This is a genomic window from Oenococcus kitaharae DSM 17330 (assembly GCF_000241055.1).
GTDB lineage: Bacteria > Bacillota > Bacilli > Lactobacillales > Lactobacillaceae > Oenococcus > Oenococcus kitaharae.
On record NZ_CM001398.1, the window covers coordinates 1,394,247 to 1,410,130 of the forward strand.

The 15,884-nt window shown below is 41.6% G+C and carries 19 protein-coding genes; 1 reads left to right on the top strand and 18 read right to left on the bottom strand.

What is annotated here, in order from left to right:
* Nucleotides 1–4 precede the first annotated feature (4 nt).
* The 17 genes from ylqF to xerD all read right to left on the bottom strand — a co-directional run bounded on the left by ylqF (nucleotide 5) and on the right by xerD (nucleotide 13,379).
* Nucleotides 5–853: a ribosome biogenesis GTPase YlqF gene (gene ylqF, locus OKIT_RS06990; RefSeq protein ID WP_007746474.1), complete on the bottom strand. Its 849-nt coding sequence runs from the start codon at nucleotides 851–853 to the stop codon at nucleotides 5–7.
* Nucleotides 850–1,080, bottom strand: a complete 231-nt coding sequence (locus OKIT_RS06995) for a YozE family protein (RefSeq protein ID WP_007746476.1) — start codon at nucleotides 1,078–1,080, stop codon at nucleotides 850–852. Before OKIT_RS06995 ends, ylqF begins: the two co-directional genes overlap by 4 nt.
* Nucleotides 1,077–1,661 carry a YpmS family protein gene (locus tag OKIT_RS07000; protein ID WP_007746477.1) on the bottom strand — a complete coding sequence of 195 codons (585 nt, stop codon included), beginning with the start codon at nucleotides 1,659–1,661 and terminating at the stop codon, nucleotides 1,077–1,079. The genes OKIT_RS06995 and OKIT_RS07000 overlap by 4 nt, the downstream gene beginning before the upstream one ends.
* Complete coding sequence (locus OKIT_RS07005) at nucleotides 1,646–2,548, bottom strand: GDSL-type esterase/lipase family protein (RefSeq protein ID WP_007746478.1); 903 nt, start codon at nucleotides 2,546–2,548, stop codon at nucleotides 1,646–1,648. The genes OKIT_RS07000 and OKIT_RS07005 overlap by 16 nt, the downstream gene beginning before the upstream one ends.
* Nucleotides 2,549–3,397: a fatty acid kinase binding subunit FakB gene (locus OKIT_RS07010; protein WP_007746480.1), complete on the bottom strand. Its 849-nt coding sequence runs from the start codon at nucleotides 3,395–3,397 to the stop codon at nucleotides 2,549–2,551.
* A gap of 8 nt (nucleotides 3,398–3,405) precedes the next feature.
* Nucleotides 3,406–3,918 (bottom strand): dihydrofolate reductase, encoded by a 513-nt coding sequence (locus OKIT_RS07015; protein WP_007746482.1) that lies wholly within the window; start codon nucleotides 3,916–3,918, stop codon nucleotides 3,406–3,408.
* Complete coding sequence (locus OKIT_RS07020) at nucleotides 3,884–5,083, bottom strand: CCA tRNA nucleotidyltransferase (protein ID WP_007746483.1); 1,200 nt, start codon at nucleotides 5,081–5,083, stop codon at nucleotides 3,884–3,886. Before OKIT_RS07020 ends, OKIT_RS07015 begins: the two co-directional genes overlap by 35 nt.
* Nucleotides 5,080–6,324, bottom strand: a complete 1,245-nt coding sequence (locus OKIT_RS07025; RefSeq protein WP_007746484.1) for a tetratricopeptide repeat protein — start codon at nucleotides 6,322–6,324, stop codon at nucleotides 5,080–5,082. The genes OKIT_RS07020 and OKIT_RS07025 overlap by 4 nt, the downstream gene beginning before the upstream one ends.
* 47 nt (nucleotides 6,325–6,371) lie before the next feature.
* The gene (locus tag OKIT_RS07030; RefSeq protein WP_007746485.1) at nucleotides 6,372–6,647 is read right to left on the bottom strand and encodes a non-specific DNA-binding protein Hbs; all 276 of its coding nucleotides are present in this window, start codon (nucleotides 6,645–6,647) and stop codon (nucleotides 6,372–6,374) included.
* A gap of 161 nt (nucleotides 6,648–6,808) precedes the next feature.
* Nucleotides 6,809–8,137, bottom strand: coding sequence for a ribosome biogenesis GTPase Der (der, locus tag OKIT_RS07035; protein ID WP_007746486.1), 1,329 nt, complete (start codon nucleotides 8,135–8,137; stop codon nucleotides 6,809–6,811).
* Nucleotides 8,138–8,164: 27 nt separating this feature from the next.
* Entirely contained in the window at nucleotides 8,165–8,836 is a 672-nt protein-coding gene (cmk, locus tag OKIT_RS07040) for a (d)CMP kinase (protein WP_007746487.1), read from the bottom strand.
* Nucleotides 8,826–9,803 carry a LysM peptidoglycan-binding domain-containing protein gene (locus tag OKIT_RS09420; RefSeq protein ID WP_007746488.1) on the bottom strand — a complete coding sequence of 326 codons (978 nt, stop codon included), beginning with the start codon at nucleotides 9,801–9,803 and terminating at the stop codon, nucleotides 8,826–8,828. The genes cmk and OKIT_RS09420 overlap by 11 nt, the downstream gene beginning before the upstream one ends.
* Before the next feature lie 26 nt (nucleotides 9,804–9,829).
* Nucleotides 9,830–10,402: an ECF transporter S component gene (locus tag OKIT_RS07050; protein ID WP_007746490.1), complete on the bottom strand. Its 573-nt coding sequence runs from the start codon at nucleotides 10,400–10,402 to the stop codon at nucleotides 9,830–9,832.
* Nucleotides 10,399–11,109: a pseudouridine synthase gene (locus tag OKIT_RS07055; protein ID WP_007746492.1), complete on the bottom strand. Its 711-nt coding sequence runs from the start codon at nucleotides 11,107–11,109 to the stop codon at nucleotides 10,399–10,401. The genes OKIT_RS07050 and OKIT_RS07055 overlap by 4 nt, the downstream gene beginning before the upstream one ends.
* Nucleotides 11,106–11,705: an SMC-Scp complex subunit ScpB gene (gene scpB, locus OKIT_RS07060; protein WP_007746493.1), complete on the bottom strand. Its 600-nt coding sequence runs from the start codon at nucleotides 11,703–11,705 to the stop codon at nucleotides 11,106–11,108. The genes OKIT_RS07055 and scpB overlap by 4 nt, the downstream gene beginning before the upstream one ends.
* Entirely contained in the window at nucleotides 11,702–12,448 is a 747-nt protein-coding gene (locus tag OKIT_RS07065) for a segregation and condensation protein A (RefSeq protein WP_007746494.1), read from the bottom strand. Before OKIT_RS07065 ends, scpB begins: the two co-directional genes overlap by 4 nt.
* A gap of 22 nt (nucleotides 12,449–12,470) precedes the next feature.
* The gene (gene xerD / locus OKIT_RS07070) at nucleotides 12,471–13,379 is read right to left on the bottom strand and encodes a site-specific tyrosine recombinase XerD (protein WP_007746495.1); all 909 of its coding nucleotides are present in this window, start codon (nucleotides 13,377–13,379) and stop codon (nucleotides 12,471–12,473) included.
* A gap of 150 nt (nucleotides 13,380–13,529) precedes the next feature.
* Between xerD and comA the strand changes: the two genes are divergently transcribed.
* A complete protein-coding gene (gene comA / locus OKIT_RS07075) occupies nucleotides 13,530–14,303 on the top strand; it encodes a phosphosulfolactate synthase (protein WP_007746496.1) in 774 nt (257 codons plus the stop codon).
* A 128-nt stretch (nucleotides 14,304–14,431) separates the two neighbouring features.
* Here the strand turns inward: comA and pyk are convergent, their stop codons facing one another.
* On the bottom strand, nucleotides 14,432–15,865 hold the full coding sequence (pyk, locus tag OKIT_RS07080) for a pyruvate kinase (RefSeq protein WP_007746497.1): 1,434 nt from the start codon (nucleotides 15,863–15,865) through the stop codon (nucleotides 14,432–14,434).
* Between the last annotated feature and the right edge of the window lie 19 nt (nucleotides 15,866–15,884).

Sequence of the window (15,884 nt, forward strand, 5' to 3'; positions counted from 1 at the left end):
TTAATCAATTCTCAATGTAATCATCACCATAAAAGTCAAGCGAGATTTGGCCGAATTTGCCGGAGCGAAAGTCATTAATAATTTTCAGACTGGCTTTTTCAAAGTCTTGACGCATGCCAAGCTGACTCGTTATTGACATCAATGCAGCAATCGGATTATCAAGCGGAAAATGACTGATTTTATATCTTGTCGCAATAACTGTTGGATAATTTTTCTGGATAAACGAGATCAGCCACAGAGCTAAATCATCCGGAGCTAATAGCGTATCTTTGATACCACCGAGAATACCAATTTTGGTACCGATTTCCTGATTTTCGAATTTTGGCCACAGCAGACCTGGTGTATCCAAAAAATCAAGATCATATTTGGTTCTGATCCAGTACAGAAAACGTGTTACGCCAGGCGTATTGGCCGTACGAGCAATATTTTTACCAGCTAAATGATTGATAAAAGTGGATTTTCCAACGTTTGGAGTCCCAACAACCAGCGCTTTTAGACTGGCGGCTTTTTTATTTTCAACCATTTTGGCATAGACTGGATTCGTTTTGAGCTGCCTAAGAAAGTCCTTGGATAATAGACCCATTTTTGCATCAGTGGTCAAAATACCGGCAAACTTATCTTTATTGGCAGCAACGAACTTGTGAACCTGGCGGGCATCAGCTAAATCGATTTTGTTCAAGATCAAAAAGACTGGTTTGACAGAGATTGAATCCATGATCTGCGGATTTTGTGTCGATTCTGGTGCCCGTGCGTCAACAATTTCCAAACTAAAATCAACCAGCTTCATCTGTTCGCCGATTTCGCGGATCGTCTTGGCCATATGGCCGGGAAACCACTGAATTTGTTGTGTCATAATTCCTCCTCTGATGCCAAAAAACGGCGCCAAGCTTCGTCAAAAATCTGCATACTCATCAAGTAACTGCCATTTTCTTCCAAGTATTTCGAAACTTCGTCAAAATCCTGTGATTGTTTTGGAAAAGCCGTGTCGTAAAAAGCTGCGTTGGCAAACTCCTGTACTTCATCGGCGTCCTCTGGCTTTCTTTGTGTCATTAACCACTGATAAAAACTTCGGCTTCTCATTTTAAATCACCCTGAAAAATAATTTTGTCCTTCTTTAAATCAATTGTTTTAGCTTTGAAAGTCAAAAGTCTGCCCGTCTTCATCCTGCTAATATCAATTCTAATGGTTTTCTTGGCGGCATTAATGTTAACAAACTTTGGTAAATTAGCCGCTGAACCAATATAACGCAACACAAAAGAAATTGGTAAAGGCATAGACCCGGCTACCAGCCTTTTGGCTCTTAAAAGGATACTGCCGTCTGGTGCAACACTTGGCGTGAAGGCTACACCAACATTGATATTGCTGCCTAAAAATTTGACGCTGCCATAAAGATCCGCCTGCTGAGCACCGACATCCAAAGATAAATTCTTGATTTTCTGTTCTTTTAAAAATTTAGCAGAAATAGCATTTACCTGAGTCCGAGTCAGCACAACATCAAAACTGGCCTGGCTTCGTGCAAAGGGCCGGCTTGAAAACCCGCTTTGGTCCCCAACTCGGAAAAGCGCCGTGAGAACCAGCACAACCGATAGCAGGAGTGTCAATAATAAGACCCAAAAAGCCCAAAACCAAACGCCTCTTCTTTTTTTTATTTCTTTTGCCATTGATTATTTTCTCGCATCGAATTAAATAGCGTCTTTGACATATAATCGTACCCCAAGTTATTTGGATGAAAATGATCAGCAGACGAGATGTAATTGTTTTTAATTTTATCTCTGCCCCTTAACAAGGCAGATTGGAGCGGATTAGCTAACTGGCCATTGTAGATACGATCCTCTTTGACCAATTGTTTGATTTGTGTTCTGCCTTGATATTGGCCATAAGTCAGCTGCCGGAAGACTGAAAGATAATGGCCGCCTTGCTGAGACTCGGCTAATTGTTTATTGATGGCATTATAGCCTTGAACATCTTGATTGATATCGTTTCGACTGGCAGTATTCACAAAAATCGGATTGTAATTTCCAAATAGAAATAAAGGTGCTTGTGTTCGTAATTCATGTATGCGGCTCAATAAGCTGGTCAAAGACTGTTTGTAGCGGTCTTCTCCTTGTCGAATGTCTCGACTAAGCTGGATTTTATCTGGGGCATTGGCATAACGCATAAATTGCTGCCTTAAATCATTGCCACCAACCGTCATAACCACTGCATCAGCTTTTTTGACCGCTGCTTGCTGTTCAGTTGAATGATTAAGGCGTTTTAGAATTTGGTCGGATCGATCGCCAGGTTTACCAAAGTTTTTAAAGCTGAAACGGTATTCTGGAAAAGTTTTTTCCAATAACTTGATTGTTCTGCCTGTGTAGCCTTGTTCTCTTGTTTGGTCGCCAACGCCGTAGGTTAAGGAGTCGCCTAAGAAAACGACAAAAATATGGTGTTTATCAGAGCTGCGAATTGGATGATTAACTGGATTTTTAGATACGAAAAAAAAGCCCAACGCCAAGATCACAAAAATACCAAAGATAAATGCCAGACAAATTTTTAAAAAATTCCGCAATTACTCACCATAATACAGAATGCAGAGTGTACCAATACCAGTGTGTGTTGCAATGATCGGTGCAGTACCCATCTTCACAATAGGTGTATCGGGAAACAAATTGTGCAAACGTTTCGCCATCTCACTGGCCTTGATCTCAGCATCAACATGCGAAATACCAATTTCAGAAATTTTGTGTAATTTCTGCATACCTGCAATGACCTGGTCAAAAAACTGATTGATGGATTTCTCGCCCCGACCCTTCGAAATCGTCTTAATTGAATCATCGATAAATTCAATTCCGACCTTAATATTCAAAAGAGAACCGACTAAACCGCTGGCGCGGCTGATGCGGCCGCCAGCAATCAAGTTTTTTAACGATTCTAGGCTGAGGTAGATTCGTGTCTGGTCTTTAATTTTAGCCAGTACCTGTTCGATTTCTGGAATTGTCTTGCCTTCCTCCGCCATTTTTGCGGCCGTCAGAACCTGAAAAGACAAGCCGCGATCGATCGAATGCGAATCCAAAAAAGTAACTTTTCCAGGAAAATCCTTTGCCACAGCCGCAGCTGTCTGACCCGTCCCTGATAGGCCCAAACTCATGTGAATACTCAATATCTGAGCACTGGGATAGCGATTAAGAATGTTTTCATAAGCATCATAAAAATTAATAACAGCCGGCTGACTTGATGTAGGAAGCTTTTTTTCGGTCTCCATCTTTTTGAAAAATGCTTCACGGGTAATATCAACACCCTCTAAATAATTTTCATCATCGATTGTTACTTGAAGCGGCACAACACTGATATCGTATTTTTGTATTTCTTCATCTGTTAACGCAGCAGATGAGTCCGTTACAATTTTAATCATTGGCATACATAAAATTATACTTGATCAGCGGCCTCTTTCCGTAAATACGTTAGAAAATCAAAAGAATAAGCGTGTTTTTCATCAATATCGTGATGCTTTTTTGATGCTAAACGGAAAATTTCGGAATCTATTTGCGGCGCAAATGTATCTCCGGTAATTTCCGTATTAACTAAAGTGACCAGCAGACAATCAGTCTGCGTCATAAAAGTCTGATAGACTGCCGCACCGCCGATGATATATAAAGGCAGAGCAGCTTCATGGGCAAGTTCGATTGCCTCTTGCGGTGAGTGTACAATTTTGATTTTGTCATCAGGCACAGAAAAATGCTGATTATGCGTCAAGATGATATTTAAACGCTTGGGCAAAGCTCTGGAACCAAATGATTCAAAAGTCTTTCTTCCCATCACAATCGCTTTGCCAGTTGTCTGTTGTTTAAAGAATTTTAAATCATCCGGCAGCGACCAGGGAAGTTTCCCCTGATTGCCAATAACATTATTTTTCGATTGTGCCCAAATTGCTGTAATCATGTAATGCCTCTTTTAGTAAAATTTCCCGTGAATTTTCAATTTCTAATAAAACAACTTTTTTCTTCAAATCATCAAGAATTCGGCCATACACTGGACCTTTTGGAATATTTAGAGCCATCAGATCTTGGCCATCCAGCTGCAGCTGGTTATCTTTGTGCATGGGCAAATGCTCATAACGGTCTAATAATTGTTCAGCGTCAGGCCTGGGAACCGCCCGTAATGCAATATGAATTGTTTCGCCAATTTTATAGAGATCGAGATTTCCGATATTTTTCTGAGACAAGAAATCAATTGAAGCAAGTATCTGCGTCTCCAAATGACGACTCATTTTCCATTGCTTGAGATAGCGAACTAATTTATTTGATTTTAACTGGCTGAGGTAGATAAATTTGACCCAATTAACTGCATCTTCACTTTGCCCGCTGCCTGGGTAGTTGACAAACAAATCTTGAACCGATTCAAGCAGTTGGTGGCCAGGCAAAAAATCCACGATTCCGATTTGAAACATTTGCGTTAGGGATCGTCCCGGATTGGTACCAGAAAGAAGCTTGGTAAATTCGGAGTAGATACGTTCAACCGCAATTGCCTGAAGATTTGCTTTCATATCATTGGCAGCAGCCAGTGTTGACGGGTCAATAGCAAAATTAAGCTGGCTTGAAAAACGAAAGGCCCTTAGAATACGCAAAGCATCTTCCGAGAATCGCTGGTCGGCCTCTCCAACGGTTTTAATTGTTCGATTTGCAAGGTCTGTGAGCCCGTCAAAGTAATCGAAGACCTGGCCTTGTTGATTCATTGCAAATGCATTGATCGTAAAATCCCGTCTGGCTAAGTCATCGACTAATTTTCGCGTAAAGAAGACTTTGTCTGGATGACGATTATCCAAATACTGGCCATCAACCCGAAAAGTTGTGATTTCATAATTTTCATGTTGGAAAAAAACAAGGTCGGTTCCGTGCTTTTCGCCCGCATAGTGATCGGCCGTTTTAAAGATTTCTTTCATCTCTGACGGCGTCGCATCGGTCGTAATGTCGATATCATTGATGGGCCGTCCCAAAATAGCGTCTCGAACAGACCCGCCAACAAAAAAGGCCTGGTAGCCATGTTTTTCTAATTCGTCGAGAACCGGTACGGCTCGTTTGAATTTTTCGGATAATACAAGTTTCATTCGGCTAAATAATTCTCCATATCAAAATCGTCAGGAACCAGTTTTAGATATTTGGCCAGGAAATTTTGAGAGCGTGTTAAATCAGTGTTCCTAAAAACGAAGAAAGCATCTTTCAAAAAACCGGCTTGATCATCAAAATAGTCTGATACTTGGAGAAGATTTTTTTCAGCCTGCTGCTGCTGATCTGTATGAAAATAGGCCATGCCGAGATACCAAAAATAATGCTGATCAATCTCTTCGTCCTCAATATGCTGATTTAGCAGAGAAATCACCTCTGAGTATTGTTTCGTCTCTAGTAGGTTGCTTGCCAGCAGACTGATCGCTTCCGTCTTCGAGGGGTCTTTTTTTATGATTTCCGTCAATTCTTTATCAGCATCATCAAAGTGTCCTAAATGACTTTGTGCCAGGGCTAAACGAAAACGTGTCTGCAGATCATATGGATCAATGGACTTGGCCAATTGCAATGTACGAATCTGCTGCTCATAGTCTGCTCGCTGCTCATATATATCCGAGAGATTGAGATAATCAGCTAGAGTTGCTTCCTCGTTTTCCATATTCTCTTTTAAAACAGCTTCTGCCTTATCGGGCTCTTTAGTCTGCATATAAGCTTGGGCTAGATTACTCAGTTCTTTGCCAGATAGATTTTTTACACCGATTTTTTCAAATTCAGAGACGGCTTCTTCAAATTCACCATTCGAAGTGAGTGCCACCGCCAAACGTGCATGAAGATTGATATCAGCAATCTGATCCTGGCCTTGATTGATCAGATAATCGTACAGCTGTACCGATTTGCCGCTTTCCCCTTCGGCATCATAAAATTCCGCGAGAGCAAAACGAACCAAGGGATTGTCGCTCACTGTCTGCAAATCCAGCAAAACGCCCTCCGCCGATTCGGTCAGGCCCTCTGATTCGTAAAGATCAGCTTTATCAATCTGAGCCGAAAGATACAAATCACTGTCTTTATTGATCAGCCCCAGCAATTCCAGGGCCTGATCATCATCACCGTCCTCGATATAAATTTCCGCGAGGTTCAAATTTATCTGATCGTTATCTCTGTGATTTTGTTTTAAATTTTCCAAAACAAAACGTGCATCATCGGTAAAACCTTGTTCGATCAGTTCGCTTGTTAACTCAGACAAGGTATCCAATGAGTCCGTCTGCAGTGCTTGTTTCATGAGCGGCCGGTTATCAAACTTAGCGTTTGCGATATTATCTAAAATTTGTTTGGAAAAATTTGTCATAAATTAATTCTATAATAAAAAACCAGCCGATCGGCTGGTTTGAGTTTTTACTTAACAGTATCTTTCAGTGCCTTACCGGGTTTGAAAGCTGGAACTTTTGATGCAGGAATTTTAATCTCCGCACCAGTTTGCGGGTTGCGGCCTGTACGGGCAGCGCGGTCACGAACTTCAAAATTGCCAAAGCCGATCAATTGAACTTTTTCGCCTTGTTTCAAAAAACTTGCGATTGAATCAAAGACTGCATCAACAGCAGCGGTTGCATCTTTTTTAGTGAGGTCGGTTGCTTTTGCAACTGAATCGACTAATTCTTGCTTATTTGCCATAGTTTCTCCTGTTTAAAAATTTAGTAAAATTCACGACTACCATGCATTTCACTATTAAGAATTTAACACAAAACAGCTGTTAAATATCAAGAGACAGTCTGAAAAGCCCGTCATAGCGCGAATTGTAACCAATTTGTCACGAAAACGAACGAAAAACAAGCTCATTTTCTCGCACGAATTCGTAAGCGAATTGGTGTTCCGGCAAAATCAAAATTTTCTCGAATTTGGTTTTCCAAATATCTTTCATAGCTGAAATGCATTAATTTGGGATCATTAACAAAAATCGCGAAAGTTGGCGGTGCAACAGCAACTTGTGTCGCGTAATACACACGCAGACGTTTGCCGTTTTTCGTTGGCGTAGGATGCAATGCTAGAGCATCTAAAATAGTCTGATTCAAAATAGAGGATTGGATACGCATCTTGTGGTTATTATCGACCTGGACAACCATCTCTGGAATCTGTTTGATTCTTTGATTTGTTTTGGCAGAAACAAAAAGAATCGGTGCATAATCCAAAAATTTAAATTCTTCTCGAATGGCCGCTGTGAATTCCTGCATAGAATGGTCATCTTTTTCGATCGCATCCCACTTATTGACGACGATAATCACGGCACGACCTTCATCGGTCGCTAAACCGGCAATATGCTTGTCCTGATCTTGAATGCCGGCAGACGCATCTATCACCACCAAAACCACATCCGCATCCTCAACGGCCATTTGGGCCCTTAAAACAGCATATTTTTCGGTACTCTCGATAATTTTGCCTGATTTTCTGATGCCGGCTGTATCGGTGATTGTAAACCGCTGTCCCTGATCATCTTGAAACTGTGCATCAACAGCATCACGCGTCGTTCCCTGAATGTCACTGACGATTGCTCGGTTCTGCTGAATTAAATCGTTAAAAATAGAAGACTTACCAACATTCGGACGGCCAATAATCGCGATTCGGATTTGATCATCGTCATCAACCGGCGACGCAGCACTGTCATCATTTTGCTTGAAATCATCAATAATTTGGTCTAAAAGATCACCGACACCATTTCCATGGACAGCCGAAACTGGATATGGATCGCCTAAGCCGAGCGCATAGAAATCATAAATATAATCATGCTGCTCAGCATTATCTAGATGGTTGACCACCAGATAAACTTTTTGCTTAGAGCGATAGAGGATTTTAGCTACCAGCTGATCATCCTGTGTCAGGCTGCTATGGCCGTCAACGACGAAAATAATGGCATCTGCCTCAGCAATGGCTAATTCAGCCTGTTCCTTGATTTCCCGAACGAAAACATCTTCGGAGGCAGAAATTCCACCTGTATCAATTAATGAAAACTGGACGCCATTCCACTCTGCTTTTTCGTATAAACGATCCCTAGTTACACCCGAGATATCGTTAACGATCGCTTTTCGGCTTCCAACAATTCGATTGAAAAGAGTTGATTTTCCAACGTTAGGGCGACCCACGATCGCAATTGTATATTTTTTACTCATCTATATAAGCATACAGAAAACACGCGCCTATGCGCGTGTTTTAATAATTTGAGAAATTTTTTCGACGACTTGGTCGATAGACAGATGGCTGGTATCAATCTCGATTGCATCTGAAGCCTTTTTTAACGGACTAATTAAACGATGCGAATCTTTATAATCTCGGGCAATAATTTCTTGTTTTAAATCATCAAGGCTAGTCGACATGCCCTTTGCCTGATTTTCTTTAAAACGCCGTCTCGCACGTTCGTCCACACTAGCCACTAAGAAAATTTTAATTTGCGCCTTAGGCAGGACAGTTGTCCCAATGTCGCGGCCATCCATGACAACTGAGGCATTTTCACTCATCTGACGCTGACGTTCAGTCATTTCTTCACGCACTTTTGCATACGAAGAAACTAATGAAACATTATTCGTAATTTCTTCTGAACGGATGTCTGACGTCACATCCCGACCGTCTAAGATAACTCGCTGAACTGGATCAGCTGGTACGAAAGTTAAGGCAATCGTGGACACTAATTCTGCGATGCGGTCCTCGTCTTCAAACGCAATTTGATTTAATTTGGCAAAAAGCGTTACTGCACGGTACATAGCACCGGTATCGACATAAATGTAATTAAATTTTGATGCAATAATTTTGGCAATCGTTGATTTGCCAGATCCAGCCGGTCCATCAATAGCAATTTGTATTTTAGTTGCCATTGACCTTCAAAACCTGTCCCGGCTGCAAGGTTGCGCCAGAAGCCAACCCGTTTAATTGATAAAGTTCGGCTACTGTCATATTATTCGCCCTTGCAATAGCATATGGCGTATCCCCTGCCTTAACAGTATAAGAACTCGTAGCGGCTGCCGCGCTGCTGCTAGAACTCGTCTGTGCATCTGACGAACTGGAACTTGCTGGTGCAGACGAACTAGACGTTGAAGAACTGCTTGTGCTTTGACTGCTTGTCGAACTGCTGCTTGAGCTTGTCACAACGGAAGGAGTTCCGGAATTATTGTTGGCTCTTCGCCCGCCAATTACTGAACCGATCACTGGAATTGCCAGCAGAATGATCAAAGTGGCAATAACAAGAGCTACCACGGAATTTCGACTCAGGCGAGATGCAGCCCCTTTTGGAATCGGATTTGTATTGCGTGGAGCGGATTGCCTTGGCTGCTGAGGCTGATTATTGCTGTAATTATTCGGATTAAAGCTGTTGGTCGGCCGACCAAAATCATTATTGTCTTCCTGCGGGTCGAATTGTGAATAAGGATCCTGCTGATTGTTAGTAAAACCTTGGTTCGGCTGCTCATATCCTCTAAAAGAATCTGGTGCCTCACTTGGTTCTGGCTCAGAATGCTGAAAATATGTTTCTGCTGGCCTGCCGGTGTCAAAATCGGAAGCAGGCTGCTGAAAAGGCGACCCCGTCGATGACTGGTCAAAAGATTGAAAGCTATCGGAATTTGGCGCTTTTTGGGCAGCACTAAAATCAAAGCTGTCATCATCTTGCTGGCTAGAAAAACTATTCGGCGAAAATGGCTGAAAACTTTGCGAATTTTCACCTGCGGTACTGTCTGGAAAACGGTCATTTAATGGTTGAAATGGTGCAGCACTGCTCTGTGCGGCACGCTTATTTTTGCCGTTCTCACTATTGTCTTCATTTGGATCATATGGTTGAAAATCGCTCATGTCTACCTCGTACAGAATTTATTCTATCATAGCCGATTCTTGAAAATTTTTGTAAAGAAACGCTCGATAGGATAATAAATGGCACTCCAAACCAAGCCTTGGATAATATTAAACGGCACTACCATTAGCAAGATATATTGCCAGAAACCTAAAATTTTATTAATATCAAAATTCATAAATCTTGCGTAAAGCGGAATTGCAAAGACGATGTTGACAAGGACGGCAACGATGGTTAAGACTGCCGTAGCAACCACGATCGCCAACCATATATTCCGTTTTCTCAACCATGCAAAAACAAGCATAAATGCAAGGACAGCTGCGATATTAGTTGTCAAACCGATCCAAGTTGCAATACCCTTATTCAATAAAATTAAATGAAGCAAAGAACGTAAAACCAATCCGAAGAGGCCATATTTAAGGCCGACGAAATAGCTTAACAGCAAAAGAGGAATAATTGAAAGTTCTAATTCCAGGAAACTGGCCTGCGGAATGATTGGTATTTGCGGGAACACCATCAAAATAAAACTCGCAGCCGAAAATAGGACTGTAATCATTAATTTTCTAAGTTCGCTTCGATTGTTACTTGTATTACTTGTCATTGTTTTAATTTCTCAATCTCTTTCTGAGTTAGTGCTCTGTACTCGCCGGCCTTTAAACGGCCCAAAGATATTCCGGCAAACATTTTACGATGCAATTTGATGACTGGATGGCCGATATGCTGAAGAATCTTTTTTATTTCGTGATTTTTTCCTTCAGCAACAGTAACTTCCAATAAACTTTGCGTCTGACTGGTCTGTTCTATGATCTTGCCTGATTGCGGGAAAAAGATTTCATTATCAAACCTCATAGGTTTGGTCAAATCAGCTAATTCGCTCTCAGTGGGTACGCCTTTGACCAGCGCTTCATAAATGCGCTTAATTCGGTGTTTTGGATGCGTCAATTTTTGTGTCAGCGCCCCGTCATTCGTTAGAAGCAAGACACCCGTTGTGTCCTGGTCCAGCCGTCCGACTGAGAACAGACGCGACTGGCTGTCGATCAGCTCTATCACGCTGGGCTGATTCGGGTAACTCTTGTTTGAAGAAACATAACCAGCAGGTTTATTGAGCAGATAATATTCAAACTTTTCACTATTAATGATTTGGCCATTTACAGAAATAATGTCTTGGTCTGTCACTTTTCGTCCTAATTTAGTTAAGGTTTTGCCGTTAACTGCAACTTGGCCATCAATAATCAGTTGTTCGGCCTTGCGCCGTGATGTAATGCCAGCTTGCGCAATGCGTTTTTGAACTCTTTGCGGTTCGTTCATTCATTTTTCCCTTCTTCAAAAGATTTGCGTTGTGAGAACAGATTGGCTTGATCTTCGATATCCAGATCCTTTGGATTTTGAATGTCTGGCAGCTCTGGCAGGTCGCCAAGTGTTTTTAAACCAAAGTAATCTAGAAAAAAATCTGTCGTAGTATATAAAATCGGCCGGCCGATCTCATTTTTTCTACCTGATTCCTGGATTAAATCCCGAAAAAGCAGCCGAGAAATTGCCCCCGAAGAATTGACACCACGAATTTTATCGACCTCCACCCTTGTGACCGGCTGTTTATAAGCAATAATAGTTAGTGCCTCGAGGCTGGCCTTTGATAAACTGCTTGCAATTGGTGACTGATAATATTTGCTTAATAAAGGCGCAAAATCTGTCTTGGTGATTAGGCGATAAGTTTCCTCGTTTTTGACCAACTTTAATGGGTTTTTGACATCCGCTGCCATACTCTCTTCTGACGAAGCCAACAAATCTTGGACTGCCGAACGATCAAAGCCGGTAACGTCACTCAAATCTGTCAAACTGATGCCATCATCTCCAGCAACAAAAATTAAAGCCAATAAGGCAGCAGTTTCATCAAAATGGTTCATTGGGCCATCCTCTTAGTCACATAGATTTGCTGCGTCTCATTTTGGCTGATATGCAGAAAATGATCTTTGGCCAACTCTAAAATAGCGAGAAAAGTCGTAATCATTTCATCCGGATCATGATTTTCTTTGAAAAGCTGGTCAAAAGCGATCTGAAAATCCGCAAGCCGATTTCGAAATAGTTCTTTGATTTGATAAATTTTGTCTGATATAGAAAATGTCTCTCTCTCAATTCGTCTTTTCTGCGGGTTTTCTTCCAAACGGCGCTGCCAAATGCTTAAAAAAGCATGTTGGAGATCCTGTAATGTGACCCCCGGAGATAAAGGGACTACAGTAACACCGCGAGGGATTTCAGCGACGGGGCGTGTGTAGGAAAGTGCGCGATGCTGCTGAAGTTTTGACATTTGGCCGACAACGTCTTGATAACGCTGATATTCCAGAAGTGTTTGAACGAGTTCCAAACGAGGATCGTTCTCGGCGTCTTGATCCGCCTCTTGTTTGACTGTCGGGAGTAAAAAACGTGACTTGATCTTAATGAGATTGGCTGCCATGTACAAGTATTCGCCTGCCGAGTCTAATGAAGGATTCAACTGCTGATGAACGAACTGTAAAAACTGATCGGTCACCTTCGCAATCGGAAGATCAAAGATATCCAGCTCTTGCGTGCGAATCAGGTGCAGCAGCAAGTCCAATGGACCATTAAAATCGCTTAGTGAAATTGTTAATTTTTCCTGAGGCACAAACATCATTTTAACATCATTAATCAGGTCAATTGGCGCGCGGATGAAATTTATTATATTGATCACGTAGATGTTTTTCGCTGACCTGAGTATAGATTTGAGTGGTACTAATATCTGAATGGCCAAGCAATTCCTGGACAATTCTCAGATCGGCACCATTTTCCAGCAAATGAGTGGCAAACGAGTGCCGGAGTGTATGCGGGCTTACATCTTTAGTAATGCCAGCTTCACTGACAGACTCTTTTATCAATTTAAAGACGCCTTGTCGCGAAAGCTGCGAACCACGATTATTGACAAATAAATAAGGACATTCTTTTTTTGCCGTTAAAAGAGGGCGGGATTCTTTTAAGTATTTGGAGATATAGAGCAGTGAGATTTCGCCGATTGGCACGATGCGTTGTTTTTCACCCTTTCCGACTGTGGTAACCAGGCCCAAATCTGCATGAAGATCAGCCATTTTCAAGTTGCATATTTCAGAAACACGGAAACCTGTCGCGTACATGGTTTCAAGCATGGCACGATTTCTTAGACCCAGCTTTGTCGAAATATCCGGCACTGCCAATAACTTTTCTATTTCCTGAGTAGAAAGAACCTGCGGCAAATGGCTGCTTTTTTTGGGGGTGGTAACTTTTTCCATAGGATTTTGTGTCAAACGCCTGTCTAAAGTCATGTAAGCAAAGAATTTCCTCAAGGAACTAACCATGTGGACAATCGAATTATTCGATTTACCAGCATTTTTTTGTACATTCAACCAATCAAGAATTGTAAAACGATCAACTGAATTCAAGTTTAAATGCTGCTGTTGCAAAAAATTAACGAATTCTGAGAGATCTTGATGATAACTTTTGACAGAATTCTCCAAAAGTCCCCTCTCGCTGCGCAGATAGGCACTATAGTCGTTTAACAAATCATTCATTTCTTTATTGCCGGCTAGCATAATTTAATCATACAGTCTAAATGAAGCTAAAAACTTCGCAAGCAAAATACCTCATTTTTTTATGATTTATAGCCATTAGTCACTTGCAGTGATGCTGGTCTTTTGCTTTAATTCAATCTGTATGGCATCAATCTGAAGGGAGATACATAAATGCTTGCATACAGCTTTCTAAATTTAGGGCCGCGGCAAAATGCGCCACGAAACGGACTGACCATGGTTTTAGACAAGGGACTGGGATTAAATGAAACAGATGATTTGATCGCCACGGCGGCCGGATCAATTGACTTTGTTAAATTCGGATGGGGAACCTCGGCAACGATGGATCGAAAATTCATCATGACAAAAGTTCAAAAATATATCGCAGCCGGTATTACGCCCTACCCCGGAGGTACTCTGCTTGAAGTCGCATTGCTGAAAAATCAACTTGACGCATTTTTTGCCGAAAGCAAGGCATTAGGTTTTACAGCCCTCGAAGTCAGCGATGGTTCGACTAAGATTTCTGCTCAAACCCGTGCTGAAATTATTAGCAAAGCCAAAGAAAATGATTTTTTTGTGATTTCGGAAGTTGGAAAAAAGAACCCCGATTTGGATCATCAATTGAGCATTCAAATGCGTTTGGAAGAAATTCGCGCTGATCTAGCGGCCAAGGCTGATTTGGTGATCATTGAGGCCCGGGAAGCTGGGAAAAATATTGGTATCTATGATGCCCAAGGCAATATTATCGAAGAAGAACTTGACCAAATCGCGACTATCGGCACTGAAAAGTTGATTTTTGAAGCACCACTTAAAAAACAGCAGGTGGATCTCATCCTGAAATTTGGGTCTCAGGTTAATTTAGGAAATATCGCTGCGACAGATGCCGTATCCTTGGAAACATTGAGAACTGGTCTGCGCGGCGACACAGTGAACAAAATTAAGTTTTAAGTTCGTACCTTCCTTTTTGAAAATTAAATGGATGTTTTTGAAGAATTTTCTGCAAAAAAAGAGTGGCTAGAAAATCTAGCCACTCTTTTTAATATGTGATCAAAAGATAAATTCTTCTGTCAGCAATTTTAAAGTTTAACAACATGAATCAAGTTGGTTGTGCCAGGTGTCTTGATAGGCAGACCAGCTGTGACTACGATCGTATCGCCTTTTTTAGCCAATTTCTTGTCGTGAGCTGTCTTTTTAGCTAATTCGATCATATCGTCTGTGGTCTCAGGTGCTTCTTCAACAACTGGATAAACCGCGTAATTGATCGTCAATGAACGTGCAGTCAATTCGTCATAAGTGATGGCCAGAATCGGCATGTCTGGACGGTACTTGGAAATCAAACGTGCTGTATATCCAGAAGCAGTTGAAGCAACAATGGCTTTAGCACCAGCTTCACGAGCTGCATCAACAGCAGCTTGAGCCAAGACTTCTGTATCGCTTGTCTTTGGTTCATTATGCAAATCAATACGATTGCCATCATCGCGAACATGGTCTTCAGCATATTCATCAGATGTCGCCATCGTCTTAACAGCTTCTACAGGCCATGAACCATTAGCAGATTCGCCAGAAAGCATGGTAGCATCGGTGCCGTCCCAAACGGCGTTTTCAACATCGTTGATTTCAGCACGAGTAGCACGAGGGTTCTCAATCATCGAGTCCAACATCTGAGTTGCTGTGATGACAGGTTTGCCAAGGCGGTTCATGTAACGAATCATTTTCTTTTGAATAACAGGGACTTCTTCGTAAGGAATTTCGACACCCATGTCGCCACGAGGAACCATCAATCCATCAGAAACTTCAATGATAGATTCAAAGTTATCAATTCCTTCTTGAGATTCAATCTTAGGGAAGATCATGACATGCTTTTCTTGATGATGCTTTTTAAGAAGTTTGCGGATATCAAGAACGTCTTCGGCTTTACGTACGAATGAAGCAGCGATGAAATCAATGCCTTGTTCTAGGCCGAATTCGATATCTGACTTGTCTTTCTCAGTGATACCAGGCAAGTTGATAGCAACACCAGGTGCATTAACACCCTTTCTGCCACCAAGAACGCCATCGTTATCGACTTCGACGAGCAATTCCCTTTTCTCAACGTCTTTGTCTGTGACAGTCATTTCGATAATTCCGTCATCAAACAAAACTTTACCGCCAACTTTGACATCGTCGTACAATCCCTTATAAGTAACGGCGATCTTGTCTTTGGTACCCTTTAATTTCTCATTCATGGAAATGCGCAGCTTATCGCCTTGCTTGAACTCGATTTTTCCAGTTGGTGTATCCTGGACGGTTGTTCTGATTTCAGCGCCCTTCGTATCAAGCATGAAACCAATCAATTTACCAGTCTTTTTTTCAGCTTCGTGAACCAAAGCCATTCGACTGGCATGTTCATCATGATCACCATGGCTGAAGTTAAAACGGGCAACATTAATCCCATTATTAATCAACGCGGAAATAGTCTTAAGATCATTTGAAGCAGGTCCTAAGGTGGAAACAATTTTTGTCTTTTTCATTTAATGCTCCTATTTTGAT